The sequence below is a fragment of the Bradyrhizobium sp. LCT2 genome, assembly GCF_009931255.1.
GTDB lineage: Bacteria > Pseudomonadota > Alphaproteobacteria > Rhizobiales > Xanthobacteraceae > Bradyrhizobium > Bradyrhizobium diazoefficiens.
This window is the reverse complement of the sequence record NZ_CP034432.1, coordinates 7,093,961-7,108,816: the sequence shown is the minus strand read 5'-3', so window position 1 is coordinate 7,108,816 and position 14,856 is coordinate 7,093,961. Positions and strand designations below refer to the sequence as shown.

At 64.5% G+C, this 14,856-nt stretch carries 12 protein-coding genes; 9 read left to right on the top strand and 3 right to left on the bottom strand.

Annotated elements, in window-relative coordinates; genetic code table 11:
* Positions 1-148 precede the first annotated feature (148 nt).
* Positions 149-1,381: a cytochrome P450 gene (locus EI171_RS33750; protein WP_161535890.1), complete on the bottom strand. Its 1,233-nt coding sequence runs from the start codon at positions 1,379-1,381 to the stop codon at positions 149-151.
* 105 nt (positions 1,382-1,486) lie between these two features.
* Here EI171_RS33750 and EI171_RS33745 point away from each other — a divergent pair, with 105 nt between their 5' ends.
* The 9 genes from EI171_RS33745 to EI171_RS33705 all read left to right on the top strand — a co-directional run bounded on the left by EI171_RS33745 (position 1,487) and on the right by EI171_RS33705 (position 12,944).
* Positions 1,487-2,029 (top strand): phosphonopyruvate decarboxylase, encoded by a 543-nt coding sequence (locus EI171_RS33745; RefSeq protein WP_161535889.1) that lies wholly within the window; start codon positions 1,487-1,489, stop codon positions 2,027-2,029.
* Positions 2,026-2,616, top strand: coding sequence for a thiamine pyrophosphate-dependent enzyme (locus EI171_RS33740; RefSeq protein ID WP_011085642.1), 591 nt, complete (start codon positions 2,026-2,028; stop codon positions 2,614-2,616). Before EI171_RS33745 ends, EI171_RS33740 begins: the two co-directional genes overlap by 4 nt.
* Positions 2,617-2,753: 137 nt before the next feature.
* Entirely contained in the window at positions 2,754-3,455 is a 702-nt protein-coding gene (locus EI171_RS33735) for a TetR/AcrR family transcriptional regulator (RefSeq protein ID WP_161535888.1), read from the top strand.
* 1 nt (position 3,456) lies between these two features.
* Positions 3,457-4,647 carry an efflux RND transporter periplasmic adaptor subunit gene (locus tag EI171_RS33730; RefSeq protein ID WP_028172437.1) on the top strand — a complete coding sequence of 397 codons (1,191 nt, stop codon included), beginning with the start codon at positions 3,457-3,459 and terminating at the stop codon, positions 4,645-4,647.
* A gap of 73 nt (positions 4,648-4,720) precedes the next feature.
* Positions 4,721-7,816 carry a MexW/MexI family multidrug efflux RND transporter permease subunit gene (locus EI171_RS33725; RefSeq protein ID WP_161535887.1) on the top strand — a complete coding sequence of 1,032 codons (3,096 nt, stop codon included), beginning with the start codon at positions 4,721-4,723 and terminating at the stop codon, positions 7,814-7,816.
* A 159-nt stretch (positions 7,817-7,975) separates the two neighbouring features.
* Positions 7,976-10,558 carry an ATP-binding protein gene (locus EI171_RS33720; RefSeq protein ID WP_161535886.1) on the top strand — a complete coding sequence of 861 codons (2,583 nt, stop codon included), beginning with the start codon at positions 7,976-7,978 and terminating at the stop codon, positions 10,556-10,558.
* Positions 10,555-10,944 carry a response regulator gene (locus tag EI171_RS33715; protein ID WP_011085647.1) on the top strand — a complete coding sequence of 130 codons (390 nt, stop codon included), beginning with the start codon at positions 10,555-10,557 and terminating at the stop codon, positions 10,942-10,944. Before EI171_RS33720 ends, EI171_RS33715 begins: the two co-directional genes overlap by 4 nt.
* Entirely contained in the window at positions 10,941-12,188 is a 1,248-nt protein-coding gene (locus EI171_RS33710) for an adenylate/guanylate cyclase domain-containing protein (RefSeq protein WP_011085648.1), read from the top strand. Before EI171_RS33715 ends, EI171_RS33710 begins: the two co-directional genes overlap by 4 nt.
* A 9-nt stretch (positions 12,189-12,197) precedes the next feature.
* Positions 12,198-12,944 carry a hypothetical protein gene (locus EI171_RS33705; protein ID WP_011085649.1) on the top strand — a complete coding sequence of 249 codons (747 nt, stop codon included), beginning with the start codon at positions 12,198-12,200 and terminating at the stop codon, positions 12,942-12,944.
* A 48-nt stretch (positions 12,945-12,992) separates the two neighbouring features.
* Here the strand turns inward: EI171_RS33705 and EI171_RS33700 are convergent, their stop codons facing one another.
* Both EI171_RS33700 and EI171_RS33695 read right to left on the bottom strand, forming a co-directional pair.
* A complete protein-coding gene (locus EI171_RS33700; protein WP_161535885.1) occupies positions 12,993-13,883 on the bottom strand; it encodes an ABC transporter permease in 891 nt (296 codons plus the stop codon).
* 4 nt (positions 13,884-13,887) lie between these two features.
* Entirely contained in the window at positions 13,888-14,829 is a 942-nt protein-coding gene (locus tag EI171_RS33695; protein WP_060911057.1) for an ABC transporter permease, read from the bottom strand.
* Positions 14,830-14,856 lie beyond the last annotated feature (27 nt).

Below are 14,856 nucleotides of genomic sequence, written 5' to 3'. Positions count from 1 at the left end.
CGCTCAAATCGGTCCGAGCCCGGCGCGATGCGCGAAGCCGCTGGTTTGCCTCCCTTTGTCAAATGGTTATGCGGATCCACCGAGGCAATCTTCCGTTAGCCTCCGCTACTGTGCATGGGGTTGTTTTCAACATTTTTGTTTCGAGGCCTCAGCCGATCGCGCAGGGCACGCTCAAAAAGCCGCGGAACCGCACCCGTCCGCCGCGCACCGGCCGGCCGTTCACGGCGTAGTTCGGGAAGCGCGCCAGGAAGCGCGAGATCGCGATGGCGCCTTCGAGCCGCGCCAGCGCCATGCCGGCGCATTGATGCGCGCCGGTGGCGAAGGCGAGGTGCCGGTTCGGCGTCCGCGCGATGTCGAAGCTTTCAGGGTCGGGAAACTGCGCGGGGTCGCGGTTGGCCGCCCCGATGCACAGCGTCACCGACGTGCCGGCATCGAGCATGACGCCGCCGAGCTCGACCCGTTCGGTGGTCATGCGGTTGCCGAGCTGGTTGGAGCTCTCGTAGCGCAGCATCTCCTCCACCGCCGTCTTGATCATGTCGGGGTTGTCGATCAGCCGCTGCTTCTGATCGGGATGACGGTCGAGCGCGACGAGGCCGTTGCCGATCAGGTTGGTGGTGGTCTCGTGACCGGCATTGAGCAGGAAGATGCAATTGTGCAGCAGCTCCTTCTCGGTCAGCCGCTCGCCGTTCTCCTCGCCGTTACCTTCTCCCTGGATCAGGCGCGTCAGCACGTCGCGTTCGGGATTGCCGGGCTTGCCGCGCCGGCGTGCGACCAGCGTTTCGAGATAGGCGAGAAAGTCCTTCACCGCCTTGTTGCCGCGCGCGGCCGCTTCAGGCGACACCACGGGTTCGAGGGCACCGAGGATCGCCAGCGACCAGTCGCGCAGCGGCGCGCGCTCGTCATGGGGAACGTCGAGCAGATTGCCGATCACCTCGATCGGGATCGAGGCGGCGAAGTCCTCGATCAGCTCGCAGCTGCCTTTGGCAGCGATGGCGTCGAGCAGGCCGTCGACCAGCTTGATGAGATCGGCCTCCATCCCTGCAATCGCCCGCGGCGACAGTGCCCCCATGATCAGGCGGCGTACGCGGGTGTGTGCCGGCGGATCGTTGAAGACCAGGCTCGTGGTGTGGTGCTCGTAGAGCGGGGTGTTGCCGTATTTCGGCGCGAACTCGCGCTTCTTGTCGGAGCTGAACGACTTGGTGTTCTTGTAGGTGGTGACGAGGTCGTCATAGCGGGTCAGGAACACGGTGCCGTTCGGCAGGCGCTTGACCGGCTCGTTCTCCCGCAGTGCACGATAGGTCGGGTAGGGGTTGTCGTAGAACTCCGGCGTCAGCTTCTCGAGGTCGAAGCTTGCCGCCAGCTCCTTCGCATCTGCGTTCATCCCGTTATACTCGCCGGTTAGGGCCGATATGCCGTTTTTGTTGTTCTGGTCGACGCGAGCATGCGTCTACAGTCTTCGCACCTTGCTAGCCGACCGGACAGGAAAATGCACGCACGCACGGATGCTGCCGACACGGCTCCTTCATGGCCGGACGATATTTTCGCGACCTTGCAACGCTTCGACGTCCGGCAGGTGCCTTACGTGCCCGATGCCGGCCATTCGAAGCTGATCCAGCGCGTGCTGGGGTCCTCCACGATGCGCGGCATTCCCTTGACGACCGAGGAGGAGGGCGTGGCGCTTCTCGCGGGCGCCTGGACCGGCGGCCAGCGCGGCGTCCTGCTGATGCAGTCGAGCGGGGTCGGCAACTGCATCAACATGCTGTCGCTGATCGCGATCCTGCGCTTTCCGTTCCTCACGCTGGTGACCATGCGTGGCGAGTGGGGCGAGTTCAATCCGTGGCAGGTGCCGATGGGATCGACCACGCAGGGCGTGTTCGAGCTCTCCGGCGTCAAGGTGCTGCGCGCGTCCAGTGCGGCCGAGGTGCCGGCGGTGATGGAGGCAGCCGCAGCGCAGGCCTATAACGCGCTCACGCCCACCGCCGTCCTGTTGTCGCAGCGCCTGATCGGCGCCAAGGTCTTCACCAAATGAGCAAGGCCAATCTCCTCGACCGCCGCCAGGTGGTCTCGACGCTGCTTGCGGACCGCAAGGACGTGGTGGCGATCGGCGGCCTCGGGGCCTCCACCAACGACATCTGCGCGGCCGGCGACCACGCCCGCAACTTCTATCTCTGGGGCGGGATGGGCGGCGCCGCGATGATCGGCCTCGGGCTGGCTTTGGCGCAGCCAAAACTGCCGGTGCTGGTCATCACCGGCGACGGCGAGATGCTGATGGGCATGGGCAGCCTTGCCACCATCGGGCTCCAGAAGCCGTCCAACCTCTCGATCGTCGTGCTCGACAACGAGGCTTACGGCGAGACCGGCGGCCAGACCAGCCACACCTCGGCGGCCGCCGACCTCGTCGGCGTCGCCCGGGCCTGCGGCATCGGGGACGCGCGCGCGATCTCGACCATGGCCGAGGTCGAGGCCTTTGCCAAAGCCGTCCACGACGTCTCGGCGGGCCCGCGATTTGCCAATGTGAAGATCGACAGCGCCAGCCTTGAGCGGATTTTGCCGAGCCGGGACGGGACCTACATCGTCAACCGGATCCGCGGCGATCTCGGCTTCCAGCCGATCTAGGCCCATTCCCCGCGGCGAACCTGGTCTGCACGTGCGCCGTGCAGGCGGGGCAATTTCCACTGAAATTACAACGTTTCAAGGTTGCGATGCAGCATAATGCTTGACTTTTGCGTGGGTGAGTGCTTACTCACTATTCTATGAGCTCACTGCGAATGACGAGCGACCTGAGGCGTCAATTGATCCTCGGCGCCGCAAAGCGCTGCTTTGCCCGACACGGCTATACCGGCACCACGACCAAGAGCGTGGCGGCCGCCGCTGCCATTTCCGAAGCCTTGCTGTTCAAGCATTTCCCGTCCAAGGCGGCGCTCTACGCCGAAATTCTCAGCGACGAATGCGAGGCGGATCCGGCATTGATGGAGCTGCTCGGGCGGGTACCATCGACCGCCACTCTGGTCGAAGTGATCCGCGGCATGACCGAGCATTTCCTCGAGATCGCCGACGGGCCCGACCAGGAAGAGGCGCAGCGCCTGCGACTGATGGCCACGAGCCATTTGGATGATGGCGAATTCGCGCGTTTGCTATATGCCAAGATCGAGACGCTGATCGGGGCGATTTTCGTCGCCTCGCTCGAGCGCGCGGTTGCGGCCGGGGACGCGCGGCCGTGCACCGGCGATCCGCTCAACCTGTTCTGGTTCGCACATCATTCGGTGATGACTGTTGCCCTGACCAGGCTGCCGGCTGCGCCCTGTCTCGCTTACGGCAAGGCGAACGATCTGGAGCGCCAGCTCTGTGAGTTTCTCCTGAGAGGTATTGGACTTAACGACGCCGCAATTGCTTCGCATTTGGGCCGCGATCAGGCCGCGGATGCGGGCAAGACGGCGATTGCAGAAAGCGCATGACATGAACATCGTAACCGAACACAAGATTTCGGGCGAACCGATCGACAAGGCTCCCAAGCGTCCGGTCCGGCCGGTGCTCTGGTTCGTCATTATCGGCACGCTGCTCGGCGCACTCGTTGGCGGCCTCGTCTGGTTCAATTACTTCCGCGGCCAGATGATCAAGCAGTTCTTCGCCAACAACAAGCCGCCGCCGACCATGGTCAGTGCGGCCGAGGCGAAGTCCGAGGTGGTGCCTAACCTGCTGACTGCGGTCGGCGGGCTTGCCGCCGTGCATCAGGTCGACGTCAGCGCCGACGTCAACGGTCGCGTCACCGAGATCAAGTTCGAGCCGGGTTCGCATGTCGAAGCCGGCATGCCGCTGGTGCAGCTGTTCGACGCGCCTGATCAGGGCGACCTCGCCAACTATAAGGCGCAGGCGACCGTCGCGCAGCTCTCGCTCGATCGTGCCAAGCAGCTCGCCTCGCGCCAGTTCGGCCCGCAGGCGACCGTCGATACCGCGCAGGCCGCCTACGACCAGGCGATGGCCGGCATCGCCAAGACCGAGGCATTGATCTCGCAGAAGCTGGTGCGCGCGCCGTTCTCGGGCGATCTCGGCATGCGCAAGGTCGAGGTCGGCCAGTATCTGACGGCCGGCACGGCGATCGTGTCGCTGACCGATCTGTCGGAGCTGTGGGCCAACTTCACGGTGACGGAAAAGGACTCGGGCAACCTCAAGGTCGGCCAGCCGGTCCGGCTGAAGGTCGACGCCTATCCGGGCCGCACCTTCGACGCCAAGATCACCACGATCGAGCCGCAGATCGCGACCGACACCCGCAACATCCGCGTGCAGGCGACCGTCGCCAATCCGGACAAGATCCTGAAGCCCGGCATGTTCGTGACCACCACGGTGGTGCTGCCGGACAAGCCGGCGGTGATCACCGTGCCGGAAACGGCGGTCGATTACACGCTGTACGGCGATTCGGTGTTCGTGATCACCGAGAAGAAGGAAGAGGATGGCAAGACCAGCCTCTCCGCGGTGCGCACTTTCGTGCAGACCGGTAGCCGGGTCGAAGGCCGCGTCGAAATCATCAAGGGTGTGAAGCCGGGCGACAAGGTCGTCGCCGTTGGCCAGCTCAAGCTGCAATCGGGCGCGCCGGTGTCGATTTCGACCGATCCGGCCCCGCAGATCCCGGCGCAGCCGCCGCGCTACTGACCCCTTGCCACCCTTAAGTGATCCGGCTCGGCCGGATCACTTTTCTAAAGACAAAGAAATCGAGATCGCCGCGATGGCCTTTACCGATATTTTCATCAAGCGTCCGGTTCTGTCGGTCGTCGTCAGCCTGCTGATCCTGCTGATCGGCCTGCGCGCGGCGATGGTGCTGCCGATCCGGCAATATCCGAAGCTGTCGAACACGGTCATCAACATCACGACCGTCTATCCCGGCGCGTCCGCGGACCTGATCCAGGGCTTCATCACCACGCCGATCGAGCAGGCGGTCGCCTCGGCCGAAGGCGTTGACTACATCACCTCGTCCTCCGTGCTCGGCACCTCGACGATCCAGGTCTACATCAAGCTGAACTTCGATCCGAACCAGGCGCTCACCGAGGTGCTGGCCAAGACGAACTCGGTCAAATACCTGATCCCGAAGGAATCCAACGACCCGATCGTCACCAAGACCACGGGCCAGACCACGGCCGTGATGTATCTCGGCTTCTCCTCCGAGGAGCTGTCGGGCTCGGCGATCTCCGACTATCTGACGCGCGTGGTGCAGCCGGTGCTGTCGACCGTCGACGGCGTGGCCTCGGCCGACATTCTCGGCGGCCAGACCTTTGCGATGCGGCTGTGGCTCGATCCCGTGAAGATGGCCGGCCGCAACGTGTCGCCCGCGGATGTTGCCGCCGCGATCGCCGCCAACAACTTCCAGTCCGCGGCGGGTCAGACCAAGGGCTATCTGATCGTCTCGAACATTTCCACTAACACCGGCCTGACCGACGTCAATCAGTTCAGGAAGATGATCGTCAAGGCCAAGGACGGCGGCTTCGTGCGGATGGAGGACATCGCCGCCGTCGAGCTTGCAGCCCAGAGCACGGACGCGAGCGTCGCCTTCAACGGCGAGCATGCGATCTTCATCGGTGTGCAGGCGACGCCGCAAGGCAATCCGCTGACGCTGGTCAAGGGCGTGCGCGCGCTGTTCCCCGAACTGGAACGCAATCTGCCGCCGTCGATGAAGATGAAGGTCGCCTACGACTCGACCAAGTTCATCCAGTCCTCGATCGACGAGGTGGAGAAGACGCTGGGTGAAGCCGTGATCATCGTGATCGTGGTGATCTTCCTGTTCCTGGCCTCGCTCCGCTCGGTCATCATTCCCGTCGTCACCATTCCGCTGTCGATGATCGGCGTCTGCACGCTGATGCTGGCTTTCGGCTTCAGCTTCAACCTCTTGACGCTGCTCGCGATGGTGCTTGCGATCGGCCTCGTGGTCGACGACGCCATCGTGGTGGTGGAGAACATCCATCGCCATCTGGAGGAAGGGAAGACGCCGGTCCAGGCATCGCTGCAAGGCGCGCGTGAAATCGTCGGTCCCGTTGTCTCGATGACGATCACGCTCGCGGCCGTGTACGCGCCGATCGGCTTCCTCGGCGGTCTCACCGGTTCGCTGTTCCGCGAATTCGCCTTCACGCTCGCAGGCTCGGTGATCGTGTCAGGCGTGATCGCGCTGACGCTGTCGCCGATGATGTGCTCGGTGTTGCTCAAGAACACCGAAGAGGGCCGCTTCGCCAAGGCCGTCAACAAGGTGTTCGGCGCCCTGACGCGCTGGTATGGCCGCAGGCTCGATCGCTCGCTCGACTACAAGGCCATCACCGGCCTGTTCGCGGTGACGATCCTCGGGCTGGTCGGCTTCCTCTACATGCACACGTCGAAGGAGCTGGCGCCGGAGGAAGACCAGGGCATCGTGTTCGCGGTGACCAAGGCGCCGAAATACGCCAATATCGACTATGTCGATTTCTACGGCGAAAAGCTCGACGAGAAATTCCAGAAGTTCCCGGAGACCGATCTGCGCTTCGTGCTGAACGGCATCAACGGTCCGCAGGGCGGCATCGCCGGCATGCTGCTGAAGCCGTGGGAGGAGCGCAAGCGTTCGTCGATCCAGTTGAAGTCCTTGGTGCAGGCCGAGCTCTCCAAGATCGAGGGCGTGCAGGCTTTCGCCTTCAACCTGCCGCCGCTGCCCGGCGGACCCGGCGGCCTGCCGGTGCAGATGGTGATCAACTCCACCGCCGGATTCCAGACGGTCTATGAGCAGATGGAGAAGCTGAAGGACGCCGCGCGCAAGAGCGGCATGTTCATCGTCTCCGACAGCGACCTCGCCTATAACCAGCCGAACGTGCAGGTCACGATCGACCGTACCAAGGCCCAGGACCTTGGCATCAACATGCAGAACCTCGGCAGCACGCTCGCGGTGCTGCTTGGCGGCAATTACGTCAACCGCTTCAATCTCGAGGGGCGCTCCTACCAGGTGATTCCGCAGGTGCCCCGGGGCAATCGGCTGTCGCCGGAATCGCTCGGCGGCTACTATGTGACGACCAATACCGGCCAGCAGCTTCCGCTGTCGACCGTGGTCTCGATCAGGACCAAGACCGACCCGAACTCGCTGACCCACTACAACCAGCTCAATTCGGCGACGTTCTCGGCCGTGCCGATGCCTGGCGTGACTGTTGGTGCTGCGGTCGACTTTCTTGAAGGCGAGGCCAAGAAGCTGCCGCAGGGTTTCAGCCACGACTATCTCGCGGACTCCAGGCAGTATGTGCAGGAAGGCAACCAGCTCGCGATCACCTTCGGCTTCGCGCTGATCATCATCTTCCTGGTGCTGGCGGCCCAGTTCGAGAGCTTGCGTGACCCGCTGGTGATCATGATCTCGGTGCCGATGGCGATCGTCGGCGCGCTGATCCCGCTGTTCTTTGGCGTGGCGACCATGAACATCTACACCCAGGTCGGTCTGCTCACCCTGGTCGGCCTGATCACCAAGCACGGCATCCTGATGGTGGAGTTTGCCAACGAGCTCCAGGTCAACGAGCGGCTCGATCGCCGCTCTGCCATCGAGATGTCGGCCCGCATCCGCCTGCGGCCGATCCTGATGACCACGGCCGCGATGGTGACGGGCCTGATCCCGCTCCTGACCGCGACCGGCGCGGGCGCCGCCAGCCGCTTCTCGATCGGTCTGGTCGTCGTTGCCGGCATGTCGATCGGCACGCTGTTCACGCTGTTCGTGTTGCCCGCCGTCTACGTGGTGCTGGCGACCGACCATCGCGCGGCGGCCGATTCCGAGCGGAACAAACAGGTCAACGAGCTCGACCTCGGTGCCAAGGCGCTGCGGCCGACCTGAGGCCGGAAGCAACGAAGCAAAGGGCGGTAGCGGCCAATCCGCTGCCGCCTTTTTTGTTGTGCCCGGCGACGCTGATGCGGCGGCCACCGCGGCCGTCGGGCGGGCCCTTTGCCGCGCTCGCGAGAGACAACGTCTCGTCTTCTTGCTAGATTCCGCCGGATGAGCCTCTCCCTGCATCCCGACGCCCCGCAAGCCAGGACGTTGCCGAGCGCGGCCCCGGATGGGGCCGTGGCCGGCGAGGCGGTGGGGCGGGGGATCAGGACCCGGCTGTTCACCAAATACGTCGCGCTGTTCGTGGCCGTCGTCGCCGTTGCGCTGCTCGCCAACGGGCTGTTCGAAGTCTTCTTCTATTATCGTGAGCACAAGGCCTCGCTGATCCGGGTCCAGCATGAGCAGGCCGAGGCGGCGGCCGCCAAGATCGGCCAGTTCGTCAAGGAGATCGAGAGCCAGCTCGGCTGGACCACGCAGCTGCCGTGGTCGGCGGGCTCGATCGAGCAGCGCCGGTTCGACGCGCTGCGGCTGCTGCGTCAGGTGCCAGGGATCACCGAGCTCGCCCAGGTGGATTCGAGCGGCAAGGAGCGGTTGCGGGTCTCGCGGTTGGCGATGGACGCGATCGACAGTGGGATCGACCTGTCGGGGGATCCAAAGTTCACCGAGGCGGTCGCGCACAAGGTCTATTACGGGCCGGTCTATTTCCGCAGGGACTCCGAGCCCTACATGACGCTGGCGCTGGCCGGCGCGCGCAAGGATGCCGGCGTCAGCATCGCCGAGGTCAATCTGAAGCTGATCTGGGACGTCGTCTCCCAGATCAAGGTCGGCGAGCACGGAAACGCCTACGTGGTCGGGCCGGAGGGGCGCCTGATCGCGCATCCCGATATCAGCCTGGTCCTGCGCAACACCGATATGTCCGGGCTCGCGCAGGTGCGCGCCGCGCAGGCCGGAGGCGGCACCATGTCCGATCCGCTTCCTGAAGCGCGCAACATCCAGGGGCGGAAGGTGCTGACCGCATCGGCCCCGATCGAGCCGCTGCACTGGACCATGTTCGTGGAGCTGCCGGTCGAGGAGGCCTATGCCGCGCTCTATGCCTCGTTGCAGCGGCTTGCGATCGTGCTGCTCGCGGCGTCGATCTTCGCGGTGCTTGCGGGGATATTCCTCGCGCGCCGCATGGTGGGACCGATCCAGGCGCTGCGCAGCGGCGCCGAGCGGATCGGGGGTGGCGACTTCTCCCAGCGCATCGCGATCCGGACCGGCGACGAACTCGAAGGGCTCGCCGACCAGTTCAACGAGATGGGCGCGCGCTTGCAGGAATCCTATGCCGACCTTGAAAACAAGGTCGAGCAGCGGACCGCGGAATTGAGCGAGTCGTTGCAGCAGCAGACGGCGACCGCCGATGTGCTGAAAGTCATCAGCCGTTCGGCGTTCGACCTGCAAACCGTGTTGAACACCCTTGTGGGCTCGGCGGCGCGCTTGTGTGACGCGGACGAAGGCACGATCTTTCGGCCTAGCGACGGCGTCTTCTATTTGGCGGCAAGCTGCGTGCTTGACGCGGAGCAGGAAAACAAGCTTCGGACATTCGCTTCCGTACCCGAGCGGGGAAGTGTGGTCGGGCGTACGCTGCTCGACGCCAAAACGGTTCATGTCCCGGATGTGCAGGCCGACCCGGAATATGCGCCTTCGTCCGCTCGAAGGCGTTCAAACGTGCGTACGATGCTCGGTGTGCCTCTGCTGCGAGAGGGGACGCCAATCGGCGTGTTTGTCTTGACGCGGCATATGGTGCGGCCGTTCAGCGACAAGCAAATCGAACTCGCCACCACATTTGCAGATCAGGCCCTCATCGCGATCGAGAATGTCCGATTGTTCGAGGAGGTCCAGGAACGCACCAGAGAGCTGTCGCGATCGCTCGATGATCTGCGCGCCGCGCAGGACCGGCTGATCCAGACCGAGAAGCTTGCCTCCCTCGGCCAGCTCACCGCCGGCATCGCCCACGAGATCAAGAACCCGCTCAATTTCGTCAACAATTTCTCGTCGGTTTCGACGGAGTTGATCGACGAGCTTAACGAGGTGCTCGAAGCGGCAAAGCTCGACGGCAAGACCAAGGCGGAAGTTGACGAGCTGACCGCCATGCTCAGGGGCAATCTCGAGAAGGTGGTGCAGCACGGCAAGCGCGCCGATTCCATCGTCAGGAACATGCTGGTGCACTCGCGCCAGGGTTCCGGCGAACATCGCCCCGTCGATATCAATGCGGTCGTGGAGGAGAGCCTCAATCTGGCCTATCACGGCGCGCGCGCCGAAAGGCCCGCCTTCAACGTCACGCTCCAGCGCGCATTTGACCCCGCCGCCGGCCTGGTCGACATCTATCCGCAGGAGATCACGCGCGTCTTCCTCAACCTGATCTCGAACGGTTTCTATGCTGCGGCCAAGCGCAAGGAGAGCGCGGCGGACAGTTTTGAGCCGATCCTGAGTGCCGCAACCAGGAGCCTCGGCGACACGGTCGAGATCCGGATCCGTGACAACGGCACCGGGATTCCGCCCGAGGTGAAGGAAAAATTGTTCAATCCGTTCTTCACGACCAAGCCGGCCGGTGAGGGCACCGGGCTCGGCCTGTCCATGAGCCATGACATCGTCGTGAAGCAGCACGGCGGCACGATCGACGTGAAGACCGAGCCCGGTATATTCACCGAATTCATCATCACGCTGCCGCGCACGATGGCAGCGGGCGACACTGCCGGAGGCAAGACTTGAACGTTTATATCCTGGTCGTCGATGACGAGCCCGACGTCGAGCCGCTGTTCAGGCAGCACTTCCGGCGCGACCTGCGCGCCGGCCGCTTCCAGATGGAATTTGCTCCCTCTGCGGCCGATGCGCTGAGGCGTGCCGCCGAAGTTCGCGATCCTTCGCTGATCCTGATTCTGTCGGACGTCAACATGCCCGGCATGAGCGGGCTCGACATGCTGCCGAAGGTGCGCGCCGACTATCCGCACGTTCCCGTCATCATGATCACCGCCTATGGCGACGCCGAGACGCGCAGAAAGGCGATCGAGCGAGGCGCCCACGCGCTCCTGACCAAGCCGATCGACTTTGCGCTGCTGCGCCAGGAGATCGACACGAGGCTCGAGCAAGCCGCATGACTGCCACCATCCTCTTCGTCGACGACGAGCCGGATCTCGAGGCGCTGATCCTGCAAAAGTTTCGCAGGCAGATTCGCGATGGGCTGCTCACCCTCATGTTCGCCCGCGACGGCCTCGAGGCGCTGCAGGCACTTGAGCAGAATCCGCATGTCGACATGGTGGTCTCCGATATCAACATGCCGCGGATGGACGGGCTGTCGCTGCTGGCGAAGCTCCAGGAGGCCGAGGACAAGAAGTCGACCATCATCGTCTCCGCCTATGGCGACATGAGCAACATCCGCATCGCCATGAACCGCGGCGCGTTCGACTTCCTGACCAAGCCGATCGACTTCGCCGATCTGGAGGCCACGATCCAGAAGACCATCGGTCACGTGGAGATGCTGCGCGAGGTGCGGCGGCGCCAGATGGAAGCCGAGCGCGCCCATGCCTCACTGTCGCGCTTCTTCTCGCCGGAGATCGCAAGGCGCCTGGCAGCGGATGTCGAAGGCAGCATGGAGGTGCAGTGGCGCGATGTCGCCACCCTCTTCACCGACATCACCGGCTTCACGTCGCTGGTCGAGAGCGCGGCCCCGCAGACGCTCGGCGAGCTCCTCAACGAGTATGTCGGCGGCATGACCGAGATCGTCTTCGCGCATGAGGGGACGGTCGCCAAAATCATCGGCGATGCGATTCAGGTGCTGTTCAACGCGCCTGGCGACCAGCTGGACTATGCGACGCGCGCGGTCGCCTGTGCGCATGATCTCGATGCCTGGGCGGAGGATTTCTCCGCGCGCTGGAAGGCGAGAGGCGTCAATTTCGGGGCGACCCGCATCGGCGCCCATGCGGGCCCGGCGCTGGTCGGCAATTTCGGCGGCAATCGTTTCTTCGATTACACCGCCTATGGCGACTCCATCAATATCGCGGCGCGTCTGGAGGCTGCGAACAAGCATCTGGGAACACGCATCTGCGTCAGTGCCAGCATCGCCGAGGGGGCCGCAAATTTCCATGGCCGTCCAGTCGGTGACCTGATGCTGCGCGGACGCAGCGAACCCCTGCGTGCGTTCGAACCGCTGGCAACGGCGAAATTCGAGTCGGCGGCGACAACGCGGTACTCCGAAGCCTTCGCCAAGATGGAGGCCGGCGACGCAGCCGCCATGCCGGCTTTTGCCGCGCTGGTCGGGATGCACGCCGACGATGCGCTGGCCGGTTTTCACCTGAGGCGCCTGCTCAACGGCGCCAAGGGCATTCGCATGCAACTGGAATAGGAGTTCGTCATGACGCGTGAGTTCTCTGCGGGCAATTATCGTTTCATTCCATCCGTGTTCCAGTATTCGGCCGGCGCGGCCGCGGATGACGGCTATGAGATCGAGCGCGTCCGGCTCGATCGCCTGGTGCCGCTTGCCGAGGGCTTTGCGCTCGCGGCGAAATTCATCCAGGAAGCCGGACGTCCGCTGACGGCGTTCTGCGCCTGCGAGTTGCGCTCACCGGCCGCCTTCAGCGAGGAGGGCTTTCGTGCGTTCAACCTGCACTATGTGAAGACGCTATCCGAATGGGGCATCTTCGACGGCACCACAAATCCGGTGGCGCGCAGCAATGTCTGTCCCGAGATCGATCCGCCGACCGAGCCATCGTTTTACGCGTTCTCCTTCACGCGCCCGACGCGGTCGAAGGCGCCGAGCTTCGTGATCGCCGGCGGTGCCGAAGCACGCGAGGGCAGCGGAACTTATGTCGAGCGCACGGTGCGCTACCGCGACCTCAGCCCGGAGGGGCTGCGCGAGAAGGTACGGTTCACCACCACCTCGCAGATGGAAAACCGGATGGCGGCCTTCGGCTTCGGCTGGAAGGACACCACCGGCGTGCAGGCCTATTCCGTGCATGACTTCCACCACGCGCTGGTCGACGAACTGGTCCGCCGCGGCGCGCTGCGCTCCGGCCTGACCTGGCATTATGCCCGCCCGCCGGTGGTCGATCTCGAATACGAGATGGATTGCCGCCGCGTGATGCGCGAGGCAGTGATCTAGCGCTGGCGGTTGATCTTTACCTCTCCCCGTCGGGGAGAGGAGCTAGCTTTATCGCTGCCTTGGATCGAGCGCGTCGCGCAGGCCGTCGCCCAGCAGGTTCAGCGACAGCACCACGAGGAAGATCGCAAGCCCCGGCCAGATCGCCATCCAGGGCGCCTGGGTCAGGAAGCGCTGCGCCGCGTTGAGCATGCTGCCCCAGGACGGTGCCGGCGGCTGCTGACCAAGGCCAAGGAACGAGAGCGCCGCCTCGGCGATGATGGCGGCGGCGATCGACAGCGTCGCCTGCACCAGCAGCGCCGGCAGGATGTTGGGCAGGATGTGCGAGAACGCGATCCGCCAGCCGGGGTTGCCGAGCGCGCGCGCGGCCTCGACATAATCCTCGGCCTTGACGCTCAGCACCTGGCCGCGGGTCAGGCGGATGAAGATCGGGGTCGCCGAGATGCCGATCGCGATCATCGCATTGCCAAGGCTCGGACCGAGAAACGCGGCCAGCGCGATCGCCAGGATCAGGAACGGGCAGGCCAGCATCGCGTCCGTGATCCGGCTGATCAGCGCATCGACAAATCCGCCGCGATAGCCGGCAAGCAGGCCGAGCGGCACGCCGACGCCGAGCGCGATCGCGACCGAGATCAGGCCCGCGAGCAGGGAGGCGCGCGCGCCGTAGACGACGCGGCTGAGGATGTCGCGGCCGAGCTCGTCGGTGCCGAACCAGTGCGCCGCGGTCGGCGGCTTGCGTACCAGGCTCCAGCTCGTCGCGATGGGATCGTAGGGGACGATGAGAGGAGCAAGCGCCGCAAGCAGGATGAACGCCGTGATCACGACGAGTCCGAATACGGCGGCCTTGCGCTTGAACAACCGCCGCCGTGCGCGGCGCGCCGGGCTGTCTAGTTCGGACGCGTGCGCGGTGGAGGGAGCGGCGGGCAATGCGGCATCGGTCATGGCGCTAGCCCCGCAGCCGCGGATTGACGAGAATATAGGCGACGTCGGCAACGAGGTTGAGCGTGATGTAGACCGTGGCCGTCACCAGCACCACGCCCTGCACGACCGCGTAGTCGCGGTTGAAGACGGCGTCCACGATCAGCTTGCCGAAGCCGGGAATGGAGAAGATCTGCTCCGTCAGCACGGCGCCCGACAACAGCGTGCCAAGCTCGAGCGCGCCGAGCGTGATGATCGGCGTCAGCGCATTGCGCATCGCATGCTTGAGGATGACGGAGCGCTCCGACAATCCCTTCGCACGCGCCGTGCGGACATAGTCGCTTTCCAGCACCTGGAGCATGGCACTGCGGGTGTGCCGCATCAGGATCGCGGAAATCGCGTTGCCGAGCACGAAGGCGGGCATGATGGTGGCGGCCAGGCTCGCACGCCAGTCCTCGGTCAGCGGCACGTAGCCCGAGGCCGGCAGCCAGCCGAGCTTGATCGAGAACAGGAAGATCAGCAGGATCCCGAGCCAGAAATTCGGCGTCGAGATGCCCCACAGCGCAAACAAATTCGCGCCATAGTCCCAGGCCGTGCCCTTCTTCACTGCGGAGACGATGCCGGCGGGAATGCCGATCAAGAACGCGATCAGGATCGCCATCGAGCCGAGCTGGAGCGTCACCGGCAGTTTCTGCGCGATCAGCTCGCGCACCGGCATCTTGTTGCGCAAGGACTCGCCGAAATTGCCGGTGAGGACTCCCTTGAGCCAGTAGACATACTGCACGGGGATCGGCTGATCGAGCTTGTACTGCTGCCGGATCTGCTCGATCGCGGCGGGATCGCGTTCCTCGCCGGCCATCACCAGCGCCGGATCGCCGGGCAGCAATTGCTGGAGCGAAAAGATCAGCACCGACACGAAGAACAGTGTCGGCACGATCTGCGCGATGCGGTGGGCGAGGAAGTTCAGCATGGCCCCACGCGTTTCCCGGGTGATGTC